Genomic DNA, 13,421 nt, shown 5'->3' with positions numbered 1-13,421 from the left:
TTGAACAGGCCAGGCTTGCCCTCATGACCACCGCCACCCCACCCCGGTCCGTTTCGGCCCCCTCCTCCGCCCTGCGCCGCCCGGCCCTCGACTGGCGTGTCCGGTTCGCGGCGCTCTCGCTGGTCTGGGGCTTCAGCTTTCTCCTGATCAAGGTGGGCACGGGCGGGTACGCCCCGTTCCAGGTCACCTTCGGGCGGCTCTTCTTCGGTACGGCCGTGCTCGCCGTCGCGATGGCGGTCAAGCGGGAGCGGCTGCCGCGCGGCGCCCGCACCTGGCTGCGCCTGGCGGTGGCCGCGCTGCTCCTGAACGCCCTGCCGTTCTCCCTCTTCGCCTACGCGGAGCTGACGATCCCCTCGACGCTGGCCGGTATCTGCAACGCGACCTCCCCGCTGTGGGGCATGGCGCTCTCGCTGGTGGCGCTCTCCGAGGACCGGCCGACCCGGCGCCGGGTGGCGGGCCTTGACCTGGGCTTCCTCGGGGTGCTCACGGTCCTGGGTGCCTGGCAGGGCTTCGACGGCCTGGATCTGCGGGGCACCGCATTGGCCCTGCTCGCCTCGCTCTGCTACCCGGTCGGCTGGATCTACGTCCGCCGCACGCTGGCCGGGCACGGCCACTCCAACCTGTCGCTGATCGGCTCCCAGCTGGGTGTCGCGACCCTCCAACTGGCGTTGGTCACCCCGCTGTTCGCGGGCTTCCCGACCGCCTTCCACCCCCTCCCGCTGCTCGCCGTCGCCGCGCTCGGCGCCCTCGGCACCGGCTTCGCGGTGCTCGTCCAGTACGGCCTGGTCAACGAGGTCGGGCCGACGACCGCCCAGATGGTCACGTACTTCATCCCGGTCATCGCCACGGCCGCCGGAGTCCTGCTCCTCGGCGAGGGCCTGAGCTGGAACACGCCGGTGGGCGCGGCGATCGTGCTGGCGGGGGCCGCCCTGACACAGACCCGCGGCCCGAAGGGAGCACGGCGGGACCGGTCACCCGCCCGGTGAACCGCCTGCCCGCCGCGGCCCGGGGCCAGTTGCAGGAACCGCGCGACAAGCTCCCACCGGCCGCACCCCGCGGAGCTAGTCGTACCGCCTCCCCGGCGACGACCCCGTCGCCGTCACCACCGCGTCGGCCGCGGGCCCGATGTCGGCCGGGGCGAGCCGGGAGACGGTGAGCCGGATTCCGGGCGCGGCCGACAGCCGGAAGCGGGCACCGGCCGCCACCGCCCACCCCGCGTGCAGCAGCCGCGCCACCGCGGCCGTCTCGTCCGGCACCGGCACCCACACACTGAACCCGCTGCGGCCGTGCGCCGCGACACCCCGCGAGCGCAGCGCCCGCACCAGGGTGTCGCGGCGTTCGCCGTAGGAGCGCGCCACGGCGGCGGAGTCGAGGACGTCCGAGGTCCACAGGTGCACGACGGTCCGCTGGAGCAGCCGGCTGACCCAGCCGGGCCCCAGCCGCTGGCGCCCGCGCACCCGGTCCAGGGTCACCGTGTCCCCGGTGAGCACCGCGAGCCGCAGATCCGGTCCGTACGCCTTGGCCACCGACCGTACGAACGCCCAGTGCGGGACCACCGGGGACAGCGGCGCGAGCGGCACGTCGACCATGCCGTGCCCGTGGTCGTCCTCGATCAGCAGGACCGACGGATGAGCGGACAGCACCTCGCGCAGCGCACGCGCGCGGTCCGCGCCGACGGCCGCCCCGGTCGGGTTCTGGGCGCGGCAGGTGACGACGAGCGCGCGCGCACCGGCCGCCAGCGCGCTCTCGACGGCCTCGGGCAGCGGCCCCTCGTCGTCGAGCGCCACCGGCACCGGCCGCAGCCCGAGCGCCGGGACGAGGTCGAGCAGCGCGCCCCAGCCCGGGTCCTCGATGGCGACGGCGTCCCCGGGCCGCAGATGCGCGGCCAGCACCCGCTCGATCGCGTCGAGCGAGCCGGAGAGGACGCCGACCGGTCCCGGCGGCACCCCGTCGGCGTCCAGGGCGGCCCGGGCGAGCCGGGCGAGGTCCGGGTCCACCGGCTCCTGCCCGTAGAGGGTGGGCCGCTCGGCGTGGTCGCGGGCGGCGGCCGCCAGCGCGTCGCCCAGCGGCGGCAGCAGGGCGGGGTCGGGGTTGCCGTCGGAGATGTCCCGCACCCCGGCGGGCACCTCGATGCGCTGGGCGTCGCGCGCGGTGCTGGCGGGACGCGGACGCACCCGGCTGCCCCGGCGGCCCCCGGTCTCGATGACACCCCGGTCGCGCAGCAGGCGGTAGGCCGCCGCGACCGTGTTGGGGTTGACACCCAGCTCGCTCGCCAACTCCCTGAGCGGCGGCAGCGGCTGCCCCGGCGCCAGCTGTCCGGCGCCCACCGCGCGCTCCACGTCGGCCGCGATGTCCGAGGCACGCCGACCCGAGATCCGATACTCTCCTAGCACAAACACGATTATGCACTAGTGCAATGGAGAATTCAAATGCCCGACACCCCTTCCTACGAGCCCACGGGGCGCACCGTGCCGACCCGCTCGCGCGAGCGGGCGTCGTACGACCGTGAGCTGGTGCACGCGATACTCGACGAGGGGTACGTCTGCCACCTCGGTTTCGTCCGCGACGGCGCCCCGGTCGTGCTGCCGACGCTCTACGGCCGGATCGGCGAGCGGCTGTACGTGCACGGCTCGACGGGTTCGCGGCCGCTGCGCATGACCGGCCAGGCCGATCCGGGGCTCCCGGTCTGCCTGACCGTCACGCACGTCGACGGCCTGGTCCTGGCCCGCTCCGCCTTCCACCACTCCCTCAACTACCGCTCGGTCGTGGTGCACGGCCTCGCGTACGAGGTCACCGACCCCGAGGAGCGCCGAAGCGCCCTGGACGCGCTGGTCGACCAGGTGGTGCCGGGCCGCTCCTACGACGCGCGGCAGGCCAACGCCAAGGAGCTCGCCGCGACCGCGGTGATCCGTCTGGACCTCGACGAGGTGTCGGCGAAGCTGCGCACCGGCGGCCCCAACGACGATCCCGAGGACAGCGGCCTGCCGCACTGGAGCGGGGTGATCCCGCTGGTCCGCACCCACGGGACGCCGGTGCCCGCCGACGACCTCGACCCGTCCGTGGCTCTGCCCGACTACCTCGCCGCGCTCTGACGCGGCAGGGGGGTTCCCCGGGTGTCCCGGGGAAGCCCCCCGAGGTTCAGGCCGCGACCGGTTCCCGGCGGGCCCGCACGGCGGTCCGCGCCTCGGCCCCGGCGAGCCCCACCACCGCGACCAGCAGCAGCACGGTGCCCAGGACCGTGGCGGCGGTCAGCCGTTCACCGAGCACCGCGACCGCGAGCAGCGCCGCGCTGACCGGCTCCAGAAGCATGATCACGGAAACGGTGGCGGAGCGGACGACGGCCGCGCCCGCGAAGTAGAGCGCGTACGCCAGCGCCGTGGGCACCGCCGCCACGTACACCAGCAGCACGGCCACCCGCGCCGGCTCAACGGTGTGCGGCATCATTCCCTCCGCCCCGGCGAGCGGCAGCAGCAGGACCGCGGCCACGGCGAACGCCCAGGCGGTGGTGGCCGAGGGGTCGGCGCTCTCGCCGTTCCGGCCGAGCAGACGGGTGAGGAGCGTGATCCCCGCGTATCCGGCGGCCGACAGCAGAGCGAGCAGCACCCCCGCGGGGCGCACGGCGCCGGCGCCGTTGCCGAGGACCAGCACCGAGAGCCCGGCCAGGGCACCCGCGACGGCGGTCAGTCCGGCGCCGCCGATCCGCTCACCGAGGACGAGGCGGGCGCCGACCGCGATGAGCACGGGCCCGGCGCCGAGGGTGACCACGGTCGCCACGGCCAGGCCGGTCGAGGCGACGGCGGCGAAGTAGGCGCTCTGGAAGACGGCGAGTCCCACGCCGTTGCCCAGGACGCGCGCCGCCCTCCTGGCCGCCGGTTCGGCGGGCCGGTGCGCGGGGCGCCGCCGCAGGGCGCGGGCGGCGAGCAGCAGGGCGAGCCCGCTGACGCAGCGCCAGAAGGACAGGGCGAGCGGGCCGAGGTCGCTGGCGTCGAAGACCAGCGCGGCGGCGCCGCCGGCGGTGCCCCAGGCGACACCGGCGAAGACGAGATAGAGCAGGCCGCGCCCGACGGGCAGGGCGGAGGAAGTCGATGCGTTCGACACGTACGTACTCCGGGGAGGAAGAAGACGGGAAAGGTCGCGTGCCTGGAGTACGCGGGCAGCGACGAGCCGCTCGGCACCTGTCCGAGCCCGGTCTTCGTCAGGGGTGCGGCCGCCCGCGTTACGCGGCGGGAGGCGGCAGAACGGTCGAATGCATGATCGTCACCCTACGGCGCGGTCCGGCCGGCCGACAACTCCCCCTCGGGCGCGGGCTTCTCCCGCACCGGCAGCGGATGCCCGTCGCCGCCCGCCAGCGGCCCGGTGGCCTCCTTCGGCGCCGAGGACTGCGCGATGAGGGCGCCGACGAGGACCACCGCGCCGCCCGCGATCTGCGGCGCGGCGAGGTGCTCGCCGAGCAGCACCCAGGCCAGGACAGTCGCGATGACCGCCTCCAGACAGGCCACGACCCCGGCCACCTGCGGCGAGAGCCTGCGCACCGAGATGACCCCGGTGACGTAGGCGATCACGGTCGCGATCAGCACGATCCAGCCGAGCAGCAGCGCCGCGGGCACCTGGGTGCCGTTCATGTCGGCGCTGCCGCCGAGCACCGACCAGTCCATGCTCCAAGGGCGGGCGACGAGCGTGAGCAGGACGGAGCCGATGAGCAAGCCGTACGCGATGACGCCGAGCGGGTCGGGCGCGTCGTCCGCGTCGCCGCCCTGGTCGGAGAGGACGAAGTAGCCGACCTGGCAGCAGGCGGCGCCGAGGGCGAGCAGCAGACCGAGGAGGTCGAAGCTCAGCCCGGACCAGATCTCCACCACACTGGCGAGGCCGCCGACGGCGAGGACCACGCCGATGGCCGCCGCCCTGGTGACCGGCCTGCCCTGGACGAACCGGACCCAGCCGAGGACGAGCGCGGGCGCCAGATACTCGACGAGCAGGGCGACGCCGACGGGGATGCGGGATATCGCCGCGAAGTAGCAGGCCTGGACGCCGGCGACGGCCAGCAGCCCGAATCCGGCGAGCAGCGCGGGCCGGCGCAGCAGCAGGCTCCGGTGGCGCCAGGCCACGGGCAGCATGACGAGCGCGGCGCCCGTCACCCGCAGCCACACCACGTGCAGCGGGTCGAGGCCCGCCTCGATGAGCGGCTTGGCCGCGACACCCGATCCACCGAACGAGAACGCCGAGGCCAGGGCCAGTCCCAGGCCGACGTTTCTTCCCCGAGACGCCTGCATCGGCACATCATGCCAGGAGAAGTCAGGACCGTCACCCCTGTGACACCTGTCGAGACGGCGGGGCCGGGAGGAGCCGCTCGGAGAGCTCCCGGGCATCGACTCCGGCGTGGTCGAGGACCTCCACGGCGCGGCACTCCGGGTCGGCGGCGAGCGCCGCGAGCAGATCCGTGCCCCTTACCCGCGCGTCCCCCCTTGCCTCGGCCCGGGCCAGTGCGCCCTCCATGGCGGTGACCGCGGCGGGCGACCAGCCGGGCTGTCCGAGCAGCGGCAGCGCCCCCGAGTCCTCCACCGCCCCCTGCCAGCGGAGCCCGTAGCCGATGGAGCGCTGGACGAGATAGCCGAGCACCCGAGCCACCTGCGGCGCGCCCTCGAACGCGGCCCGCACCTCCGGGTCCGTCTCCAGCACCGAGTGCAGCAGATGAGCGGTGTCGATCTGCCGGTCGCCGTCGCGCAGCGCCCTCCTGCGGGCACCCGCGACCACCGAGGCCATCGCATCGGTGAGCCGGGCTTCGAGGTCGCAGGCGGCGGGGACCGCTGCCGGGACGGCCGGGACCCGCGGGATCGGAGGGTGCACCCTCCTACTCCATCAGGCGGGACGCGGCGGAACATCCCCGCCGGGAAGCATTCCGCATCCGACGTGGGGTGGGGACGGATGACCGGGTTCTCCTCCTTCCGGATGAGATTTGCGTTTTACGCCCCGGGGGCGCGCATCTCCCGGCCGTACGCCCGGCGCGCAACCGCACCGCCCCGGAAAACGTCCCCTCCCGTACGACACAGCCGCCACGGCAACCGCGGGAGGGACCCGATGTGCTGGATGGTCGCCCTGCTCGCCGAGGACGGGCTGCAGTACGTGTACCGCGTGTACGCCCCGAAGGACGCCCTCCCGGGTGATCTGTTCTGGGCCGCGTTCCACTGCCACGACGAGTCCTCGCGCCCACGCGCGTCCGACCTCTTCGACTCGGCGCGGATATGGGCGCTGCCGCTCAGCGGTTCCATGATCTGACGGCGAACCCCCGACTGCGGCGCGCCACAATCTGACGGCCCATCAGTATTGAATGTTCACCGGCCCCCGGCTACGTTCCGCGACACGTTCGCAGGACGCCAAGGACTCGAAGGGGTGGTCGTATGGCCGAGGTCAGCGCCGAGGCGCGCCTTGAGGCTCCGGCGGAGAAGGTCTGGGAGCGGCTGACCGACTTCAGCGCGTACGGCGAGTGGAACGCCACCCACACCAGCTTTCCGCACGGCGGCCCCGAGACACTGGAGCTCGGCGCGACCTACGCCGAGAACATGAGGCTCATGGGGTTCCCGGCCGAGGTCCTGTGGACCGTGGAGGAGTTCGAGGCGGGCCGTCTGCTCGGGGTCAGGGGCAAGGGCCCGATGGGGGTGAACGTCGGCAACCGCTACCTCCTGGCACCGGACGGGGATGCGACGGTGGTGCGGATCGAGGGCGAGTTCACCGGCGCGGCCGTCTCGCTCATGGCGGGCAAACTCAAGGACTCGGCGACGGCCGCGCTGAACGAGTCGCTGCGCAAGCTGGGCGGCCTGGTGGCCTGACGCTCCCGAGCGCCGCGGCCCGCGCGCGGGAGAGCCCCTTCCACCCGCCACACCTGCTCCAGCCGCGGCCCGCGCGCGGGAGAGCCCCTGATTACCCAGCTGCTCGGCCTGCCGTCCAGCCGTGGCCCGCGCGCGGGAAAGCCCCGCGACCGGTGCGGTCGCGGGGCTCTCTGCGGCCGGCGGGGTCAGTCCTCGTCGGCCAGGATCAGATACAGCTTCTTACGGGCGTCGTTGATGACCCCGAGCGCCTTCCGGCGCTGCTCGGCGGTGCCGGTCTTCCAGACCTGGCCGAACGCCTCCATCAGGCCGAACCCGGCCTGGCGGATCTCGTTCATGCTCTCCCAGTCGACTCCGCGCCCGGCCTCTTCCCACGGGGCCTCGGACCCCGACTCGGCTTCGGTGCGCCCGGCGTCGGTGAGCGTGAACAGCTTCTTGCCGCCCTCGCTCTCACTGGTGATCAGGCCCTCGTCCTCCATCATCTGGAGGGTCGGGTAGACCGAGCCGGGGCTGGGCTTCCACGCCCCGCCGCTGCGCTCGCCGATCTCCTGGATCATCTCGTATCCGTGCATCGGCCGGTCCTTCAGCAGGGCCAGGATCGACGCGCGGACATCCCCGCGCCGCGCCCTGCCCCGAGGACCGCCCCGGCCACCGCGGCCGGGCCCGAAGGGGCCGCCGCCGAAGCCGGGCCCGAAGGGACCGAAGGCGGCGCGCCGGCCCTCGAAGTCGCCCCGGCCGTGCGGGCCGGGTCCGTGCTGTCCAGGTCCGTGTCCATGTGAACGCATCGCTACGCTCCTTCCATCGGTGATCCGTCGCGATGCCTCAACGATATATCGGAACTGTTCGGTTAACAACCCTCCGATACAGCAGTCCCGGGAGCCGGGCACCGAATCGCCCCACAAAGAGCCACCGAAAGGGCCACCAAAGGAGCCACCGAAAGGGCCAACCATCCCGGATTGGCCTTGGCCGGTGGCCCGCTCCGGCCCGTACCGTCCTGTCCATGCGGATACGAATCGTCGACGCCTTCACCGACCGCCCGTTCGCCGGAAACCCGGCCGGGGTCCTGCTCCTCGACGACTTCCCGGACGACGCGTGGCTGCGGGACGTCGCCCGGGAGGTCAACCTCTCCGAGACCGCGTTCGCGCATCCGCTGCCGCCCGGCGGCGCGGCCGACTGGGCGCTGCGGTGGTTCACCCCGGCCACCGAGGTCGCCATGTGCGGGCACGCCACACTGGCCACCGCCCATGTCCTGCACACGACAGGCGCCGCGACGGGGACGGTCACCTTCACGGCCCGGTGCGGCATCCTCCGCGCGACCGCGCACGAGGACGGGTCGATCACGCTCGACTTCCCCACCTCGCCGCTGACCCCGGTGGAGATCCCGGACGGCGTGCCCGAGGCGCTGGGGGCGCGGCCCGTGTCCGTCCACGACTCCTCGGAGTTCATCGGCGACCTGGTCGTCGAGCTGGCGGACGAACGGACCGTGCGGGCCCTGACGCCCGACTTCAAGGCCCTGGCCGCCTACTCCAAGCGCGGCGTCATCGTCACGGCCGAGGCCGAGGACCCCTCGCTCGGCTACGACTTCGTCTCGCGGGGCTTCTTCCCCGCGGTCGGCATCGACGAGGACCCGGTGACGGGCAGCGCGCACACCGCGCTCGCGCCGTTCTGGTCGGCGCGCCTGGGCCGCACCGAACTGACCGGCCTGCAGGCCTCCGCCCGGACCGGCCTGGTGCGCACGTCACTGCGGGGCGAACGCACCCTGCTGACCGGTACGGCCGTCACCGTCATCGAGGGCGAGCTGCTCACCGCTCCGTAGCGGCCCCAGGACCCGACCATGAGTAAGGGGCGTACGCCATGGCCGTACGCCCCTTACCTGGCCGCCGCTCTCTGTCGCCGCCTGCCCTCGTCTGGCGCTCTCTGCCGCGCGGGTGTCCGGCGCCGCCGCGGCCCGGCCGTCACCCCGTGGGCAGCCAGTCCACCTTCCCCGCGAGCAGCGCGTACCCCACGAACGCCCCGATGTCGAGCAGGGAATGGGCCACGACCAGCGGGCCGACCCGCTGCCAGCGCCGGTAGAGCAGGACGAAGACGACGCCCATCGCCATGTTGCCGAGGAAGCCGCCGATGCCCTGGTAGAGGTGGTAGGAGCCACGCAGGACCGAGCTCGCCGCCAGCGCGGCGAGCGGGGTCCACCCCAACTGGCCGAGTCTGCGCAGCAGATAGCCGACGACGATCACCTCCTCCAGTACGGCGTTCTGCACCGCCGACAGGACGAGCACCGGGTACTTCCACCAGACGTCCGGCAGCGACTCGGGGACGACCGTGAGATTGCCCCCCACCGCCCGCGCCAGCAGATAGAACCCGAGCCCCACGCTGCCGATCCCGGCCGCGATCAGCGCGCCCCTGCCGAGGTCCGGTCCGGGCCGCCGGCGGTCGAACCCGAGCACGCGCAGACCGCCCGCTCCCTCCCGCAGCAGCAGGTGCGCGACGAGCGCCACGGGCACCAGCGCGCTCGCGATGCCGAAGAGCTGCCAGGCGAGATCCAGCCAGGGCCGCCCGGGGGCGTGCGAGGTGTTGAGCCTGGCCGCCTGGTCCTTGAGGCCGCCCGGCCTGGTCACCGATCCGACAAAGCTGATCAGCGCCGACACACCGCTCGCACCGAGCGAGAGCGCCAGCACGAGCACCGTCTCGGACCGGAGGATCCGCGGTGAGGCCCCCCGTTCGGGAAGAGAATCAGCCACACGCCCCGCCTCCACCTGCACACCTGCCTCCAGTTGAACGAACCCGTCCCACGCCCACCACTGCCCCGCTAGGGTCTCGAAAGAAAGTACGAAGATCGCGCGCGACAGGCCGGGGGGCGAGCGCCATTGCGATGGTGCGTTCCCCTTTTTCCTTGTACGGGATTCAAGGAGGGCACCACCGCCATGGGACGTCACAGCTTGCCCGACGCGCACGCGCCCGAGGGAACCCGGGGCCGTCCGGCCTCCCCCCGCCGCCGTACCGTCGCCGTCGCCGCCCTGCTCGTCCTCCTCGTCGCGGGCGGCGCGGCCGTCGCGGCGAGCACCGGACTGCTCTCCTTCGGCGACGCGTGCCGGGACTCCGCGGTGCGGCTGGATCTCGTCGCCTCTCCGGATGTCGCCCCGGCCGTCCGGTCCGTCGCCGAGCGGGCGCGCGCCGACAAGGTCACCTCCGACGGCTCCTGCATCGACGTCCGGGTCACCGCCCGTGAGCCGTACCGGGTGGCCGCAGCGCTCGGCGCGGGCCGCGAGCCGGACTTCGCGGTGTGGATACCGGACTCGGCGCTCTGGGTGGACCGCGCCAAGGAGGGCGGCGAGAGCGTCCCGGTCGCCACGGCGGGCCATGTCGCCGCCTCACCGGTCGCGCTCGCCCTGGTGGCACCCGCCGCCAAGTCCCTGGGCTGGCCGTCGCGCACGTACACCTGGGCAGAACTCGCCGCTGCCGCCACCCGCTCGGACACCTTGCGGCTGGGCGCGGCCGACCCGGCCCGCTCGGCCGCGGGACTCCTCGCGCTGAGCAGCGTCGGGCGCTCCACGGCCCGCCAGGGCGCGGACGACGGCGCCGGGGCGGCGGCCGTGGCCAAGGCGCTCGCCCAGCGCACCTCCGACACCGACGCCCAGGTGGTCGCCACACTCGCCCGGGGCGGTGCGGACGGCGGGAGCGGCGATTTGCGCCTCAACCAGGCCGTCGTCCTGTCCGAGCAGGCGGCGTACGCGTACAACACCGGCCGGGGCGCCGGGCAGGAGCTCGACCTGTTCTACCCGAAGGACGGCACGCCGCTGCTCGACTACCCGTACATCATCGTGCGCGAGAACCGGCTGAGCACCGACCGCAGCCGCGCCGCGATGCGGTTCCTGACGCTGCTGGGCGAGCCGGAGTCCCGGCGGATCCTGACCGGGAGCGGCTTCCGTGTCCCGGGTGAGGCGGCGGACGAGGAGGCCGTGCGGAAGGCGGGCGCGGCGGCCCCGCAGCCCTACGCCACGTCCACCGCCGAGGCCCCGAGTGCCAAGGAGCTCACGGACGCCCTCGGCATGTGGATGATCATCGTGCAGAGCGCCCGGCTCACCACCGTCGTGGACGCTTCGGGGTCGATGGCCGCGCCGGTGCCGGGCGCGGGCGGCCGTTCCCGGATGGACGTCACCAAGGCATCCCTGCTGGGGGCGCTGGCGCAGTTCACGCCACAGGACGAGATCGGCCTGTGGGACTTCGCCACCCGACTGGACGGCCCGCGGGACTACCGCGAGCTGGTGCCGACCGCCCGCCTCGGCGACCCGGTCAGGGGCGGGCGCACCCAGCGCGACCGGCTGGCCGCCGCCTTCGACGCGCTCCGCCCGGTGCCGGACGGGGCGACCGGCCTGTACGACACGATGCTCGCCGCGTACCGGCAGGCCACGGCGGGCTACCGGCCGGGGAGGTTCAACGCGGTGGTGATCCTCACGGACGGCGCCAACGAGGACCCGGGCAGCATCTCGCGCGGGGAACTCCTCACCCGGCTCCAACGGCTCTGCGACCCGGCGAAACCAGTACCGGTGATCGCCATCGCCGTGGGTCCGGACGCGGACGGGCAGTCGGTCAGGGAAATGGCCCGGGCCACCGGTGGCGCGGGCTACCAGGTCACCGACCCGGCCGAGATCCAGGCGGTGATCCTCAAGGCCGTCATGACGGTCGGCCGGGGCGGCGCCGCGGGCTGAGACGCCCCCGCCCGCGGCCCGCACGTGTCCCGGTCCTCACCCCGGCGTCGGGACCCCCACCGGCCAGGTGTGGACCGGTTCACCCTGGTGCGTCAGCTCGCGGTAGCGGCGGGTGGTGGCGGCCAGCGCCGCCTCCCGGGTCAGCCCCGTCTCCAGAGCGCGGTGGTAGGTGTCGACCTGCCAGGACGCGCCGTTGACGCGGCGCCGGCAGCGCTCCTCGATGATGCCGAGGTAGCGGTCCCGGTCGGCCGGCTCCACCCCCCACGCGTCGAGCCCGGCGTGCGCCAGGGGCAGGAGTTCGTCGAGGACCAGCTTGACGGCCGGTACGCGCGCGACGCCGCCCGTCCGGCGCGGCACCGGCCACAACAGCTCGGCGTCGATGCCCTGGCGGCAGGCCGTTTCGAAGTTGGCGGCGGCGTCCTCGAACGGCAGGCGGTTCCACACCGGCCTGCTGTCCTCGGCCAGGGAGCGCACCAGACCGTAGTAGAAGGCCGCGTTGGCGATGACGTCGGTGATGGTGGGGCCGGCCGGAAGCACCCGGTTCTCCACCCGCAGATGCGGCACGCCGTCGGCGATCCCGTACACCGGGCGGTTCCAGCGGTAGATCGTCCCGTTGTGCAGCACCAGCTCCTGGAGGGAGGGAATCCCACCGTCCGCCAGCACCCGCAGCGGGTCCTCCTCGTCGCAGATCGGCAGCAGCGGCGGGAAGTAGCGCAGGTTCTCCTCGAACAGCTCGTACGCCGAGGTCACCCAGCGCTCGCCGAACCAGGTGCGCGGGCGTACGCCCTGGGCGCGCAGCTCGGCGGGCCGGGTGTCGGTGGCCTGCTCGAACAGCGGCGGGCGCGACTCGCGCCACAGCTCACGGCCGAAGAGGAAGGGCGCGTTGGCTCCGACCGCGATCTGTACGGCGGCGACGGCCTGGGCGGCGTTCCACACCGCCGCGAAGCGGGCAGGCGTGACCTGGAGGTGCAGCTGCACCGAGGTGCAGGCGGCTTCCGGGGTGATGGATCCGGAGGTGCAGACGAGGCGTTCGACGCCTTCGATGTCGAGGGTGAAATCCTCCCCGCGGGCGGCCACGATCTGGTCGTTGAGCAGCACGTAGCGGTCCGCGTCGGAAAGGTTCGCCGAAACGAGGTCCCGCTGGGCGAGCGTCGGAAGAATTCCGATCATCAGGATCCCGGCGCCGACCTCGCCCGCTTTGCGTTCGGCGTACCCGAGGCCGGTCCGCAGCTCCTCGGAGAGCTGGTCGAAGACCCGGCCGCCGAGCCGGTGCGGGGCGATATTCACTTCGAGGTTGAACATCCCGAGTTCGGTCTGGAAATCCTTGCTCGCAATGCGCTCCAGAACCTCCGCGTTCATCATGCGCGGCATACCGTCGGGCCCCACGAGGTTCAGCTCGATCTCCACACCCATCAGATTCCTCGGGCGATCGAACCTCCGTTCGGTCAGGAGCCGCCCCAGCCCCTCCAGGCACTGCTGGAGCTTCTGCCGGTACGCGTGCCGATCGGACAGGTCGACCTCGCCCGCCACGACCTTCTCACCCATCTAAGCGTCCCTCCTCGGATGGGCAGCCGGTCCGTCCGGCCGCGTGCGTCACGGTCGATAATGCCCCGGTTGGCTGATCTATAACGTCCCCTGGGCGGGGCCCGGGTAGTAAGCTGGTACGAACCGGCCCCGGGCACATGCTTTCGGCATACAGCAACATGCGGATTCCGCTCCTTCGGGAATCGTGAAAAACACCGACGCGTTTCGGCCGACCGCCCTGGGCGGACCTTTCCTGGCCAGCCGTGTACCCCGTTCCTCGAACCGGGATGAATGCCGCATCACCAGGACCTGAATCCGACTTGCCCGTAATACAGCGGACCGCTAGCCGAAACACCCCCTGAACACGTGT

General features: G+C 73.3%; 13 protein-coding genes. 6 read left to right on the top strand and 7 right to left on the bottom strand.

Annotation, left to right across the window (positions count from 1 at the left end; all coding sequences use genetic code 11):
• The first annotated feature begins 23 nt into the window (after nt 1–23).
• On the top strand, nt 24–986 hold the full coding sequence (locus ACZ4MU_RS16525) for a DMT family transporter (RefSeq protein WP_467876459.1): 963 nt from the start codon (nt 24–26) through the stop codon (nt 984–986).
• 75 nt (nt 987–1,061) lie between these two features.
• Here the strand turns inward: ACZ4MU_RS16525 and ACZ4MU_RS16520 are convergent, their stop codons facing one another.
• Complete coding sequence (locus ACZ4MU_RS16520; RefSeq protein WP_467876456.1) at nt 1,062–2,393, bottom strand: aminotransferase class I/II-fold pyridoxal phosphate-dependent enzyme; 1,332 nt, start codon at nt 2,391–2,393, stop codon at nt 1,062–1,064.
• 36 nt (nt 2,394–2,429) lie between these two features.
• On the opposite strand from ACZ4MU_RS16520, the gene ACZ4MU_RS16515 reads away from it, so the two are divergent.
• The gene (locus ACZ4MU_RS16515) at nt 2,430–3,092 is read left to right on the top strand and encodes a pyridoxamine 5'-phosphate oxidase family protein (protein ID WP_467876454.1); all 663 of its coding nucleotides are present in this window, start codon (nt 2,430–2,432) and stop codon (nt 3,090–3,092) included.
• A gap of 46 nt (nt 3,093–3,138) precedes the next feature.
• On the opposite strand, the gene ACZ4MU_RS16510 is transcribed toward ACZ4MU_RS16515, so the two are convergent.
• From ACZ4MU_RS16510 to ACZ4MU_RS16500, 3 genes are all read right to left on the bottom strand, one after another.
• A complete protein-coding gene (locus ACZ4MU_RS16510; protein ID WP_467876451.1) occupies nt 3,139–4,098 on the bottom strand; it encodes a DMT family transporter in 960 nt (319 codons plus the stop codon).
• Nucleotides 4,099–4,262: 164 nt separating this feature from the next.
• Entirely contained in the window at nt 4,263–5,270 is a 1,008-nt protein-coding gene (locus tag ACZ4MU_RS16505) for an EamA family transporter (RefSeq protein ID WP_467876448.1), read from the bottom strand.
• Nucleotides 5,271–5,301: 31 nt separating this feature from the next.
• A complete protein-coding gene (locus ACZ4MU_RS16500) occupies nt 5,302–5,844 on the bottom strand; it encodes a peptidase (RefSeq protein ID WP_467876445.1) in 543 nt (180 codons plus the stop codon).
• A 231-nt stretch (nt 5,845–6,075) separates the two neighbouring features.
• Between ACZ4MU_RS16500 and ACZ4MU_RS16495 the strand changes: the two genes are divergently transcribed.
• Nucleotides 6,076–6,273, top strand: a complete 198-nt coding sequence (locus ACZ4MU_RS16495; protein WP_467876444.1) for a hypothetical protein — start codon at nt 6,076–6,078, stop codon at nt 6,271–6,273.
• Nucleotides 6,274–6,395: 122 nt separating this feature from the next.
• Nucleotides 6,396–6,824: a type II toxin-antitoxin system Rv0910 family toxin gene (locus ACZ4MU_RS16490; RefSeq protein ID WP_467876441.1), complete on the top strand. Its 429-nt coding sequence runs from the start codon at nt 6,396–6,398 to the stop codon at nt 6,822–6,824.
• A gap of 185 nt (nt 6,825–7,009) precedes the next feature.
• On the opposite strand, the gene ACZ4MU_RS16485 is transcribed toward ACZ4MU_RS16490, so the two are convergent.
• The gene (locus ACZ4MU_RS16485; RefSeq protein ID WP_467876438.1) at nt 7,010–7,606 is read right to left on the bottom strand and encodes a PadR family transcriptional regulator; all 597 of its coding nucleotides are present in this window, start codon (nt 7,604–7,606) and stop codon (nt 7,010–7,012) included.
• Nucleotides 7,607–7,821: 215 nt separating this feature from the next.
• Between ACZ4MU_RS16485 and ACZ4MU_RS16480 the strand changes: the two genes are divergently transcribed.
• Nucleotides 7,822–8,637 (top strand): PhzF family phenazine biosynthesis protein, encoded by an 816-nt coding sequence (locus ACZ4MU_RS16480; protein WP_467876435.1) that lies wholly within the window; start codon nt 7,822–7,824, stop codon nt 8,635–8,637.
• 139 nt (nt 8,638–8,776) lie between these two features.
• On the opposite strand, the gene ACZ4MU_RS16475 is transcribed toward ACZ4MU_RS16480, so the two are convergent.
• A complete protein-coding gene (locus ACZ4MU_RS16475; protein WP_467876433.1) occupies nt 8,777–9,580 on the bottom strand; it encodes a CPBP family intramembrane glutamic endopeptidase in 804 nt (267 codons plus the stop codon).
• 162 nt (nt 9,581–9,742) lie between these two features.
• Here ACZ4MU_RS16475 and ACZ4MU_RS16470 point away from each other — a divergent pair, with 162 nt between their 5' ends.
• Nucleotides 9,743–11,527: a substrate-binding domain-containing protein gene (locus ACZ4MU_RS16470; RefSeq protein ID WP_467876430.1), complete on the top strand. Its 1,785-nt coding sequence runs from the start codon at nt 9,743–9,745 to the stop codon at nt 11,525–11,527.
• Nucleotides 11,528–11,563: 36 nt separating this feature from the next.
• Here the strand turns inward: ACZ4MU_RS16470 and ACZ4MU_RS16465 are convergent, their stop codons facing one another.
• Complete coding sequence (locus tag ACZ4MU_RS16465; protein WP_467876427.1) at nt 11,564–13,072, bottom strand: glutamate-cysteine ligase family protein; 1,509 nt, start codon at nt 13,070–13,072, stop codon at nt 11,564–11,566.
• Between the last annotated feature and the right edge of the window lie 349 nt (nt 13,073–13,421).

It is taken from the genome of Streptomyces sp. NPDC026377, assembly GCF_055567715.1.
This window is presented reverse-complemented; position numbering and strand designations above follow the sequence as displayed.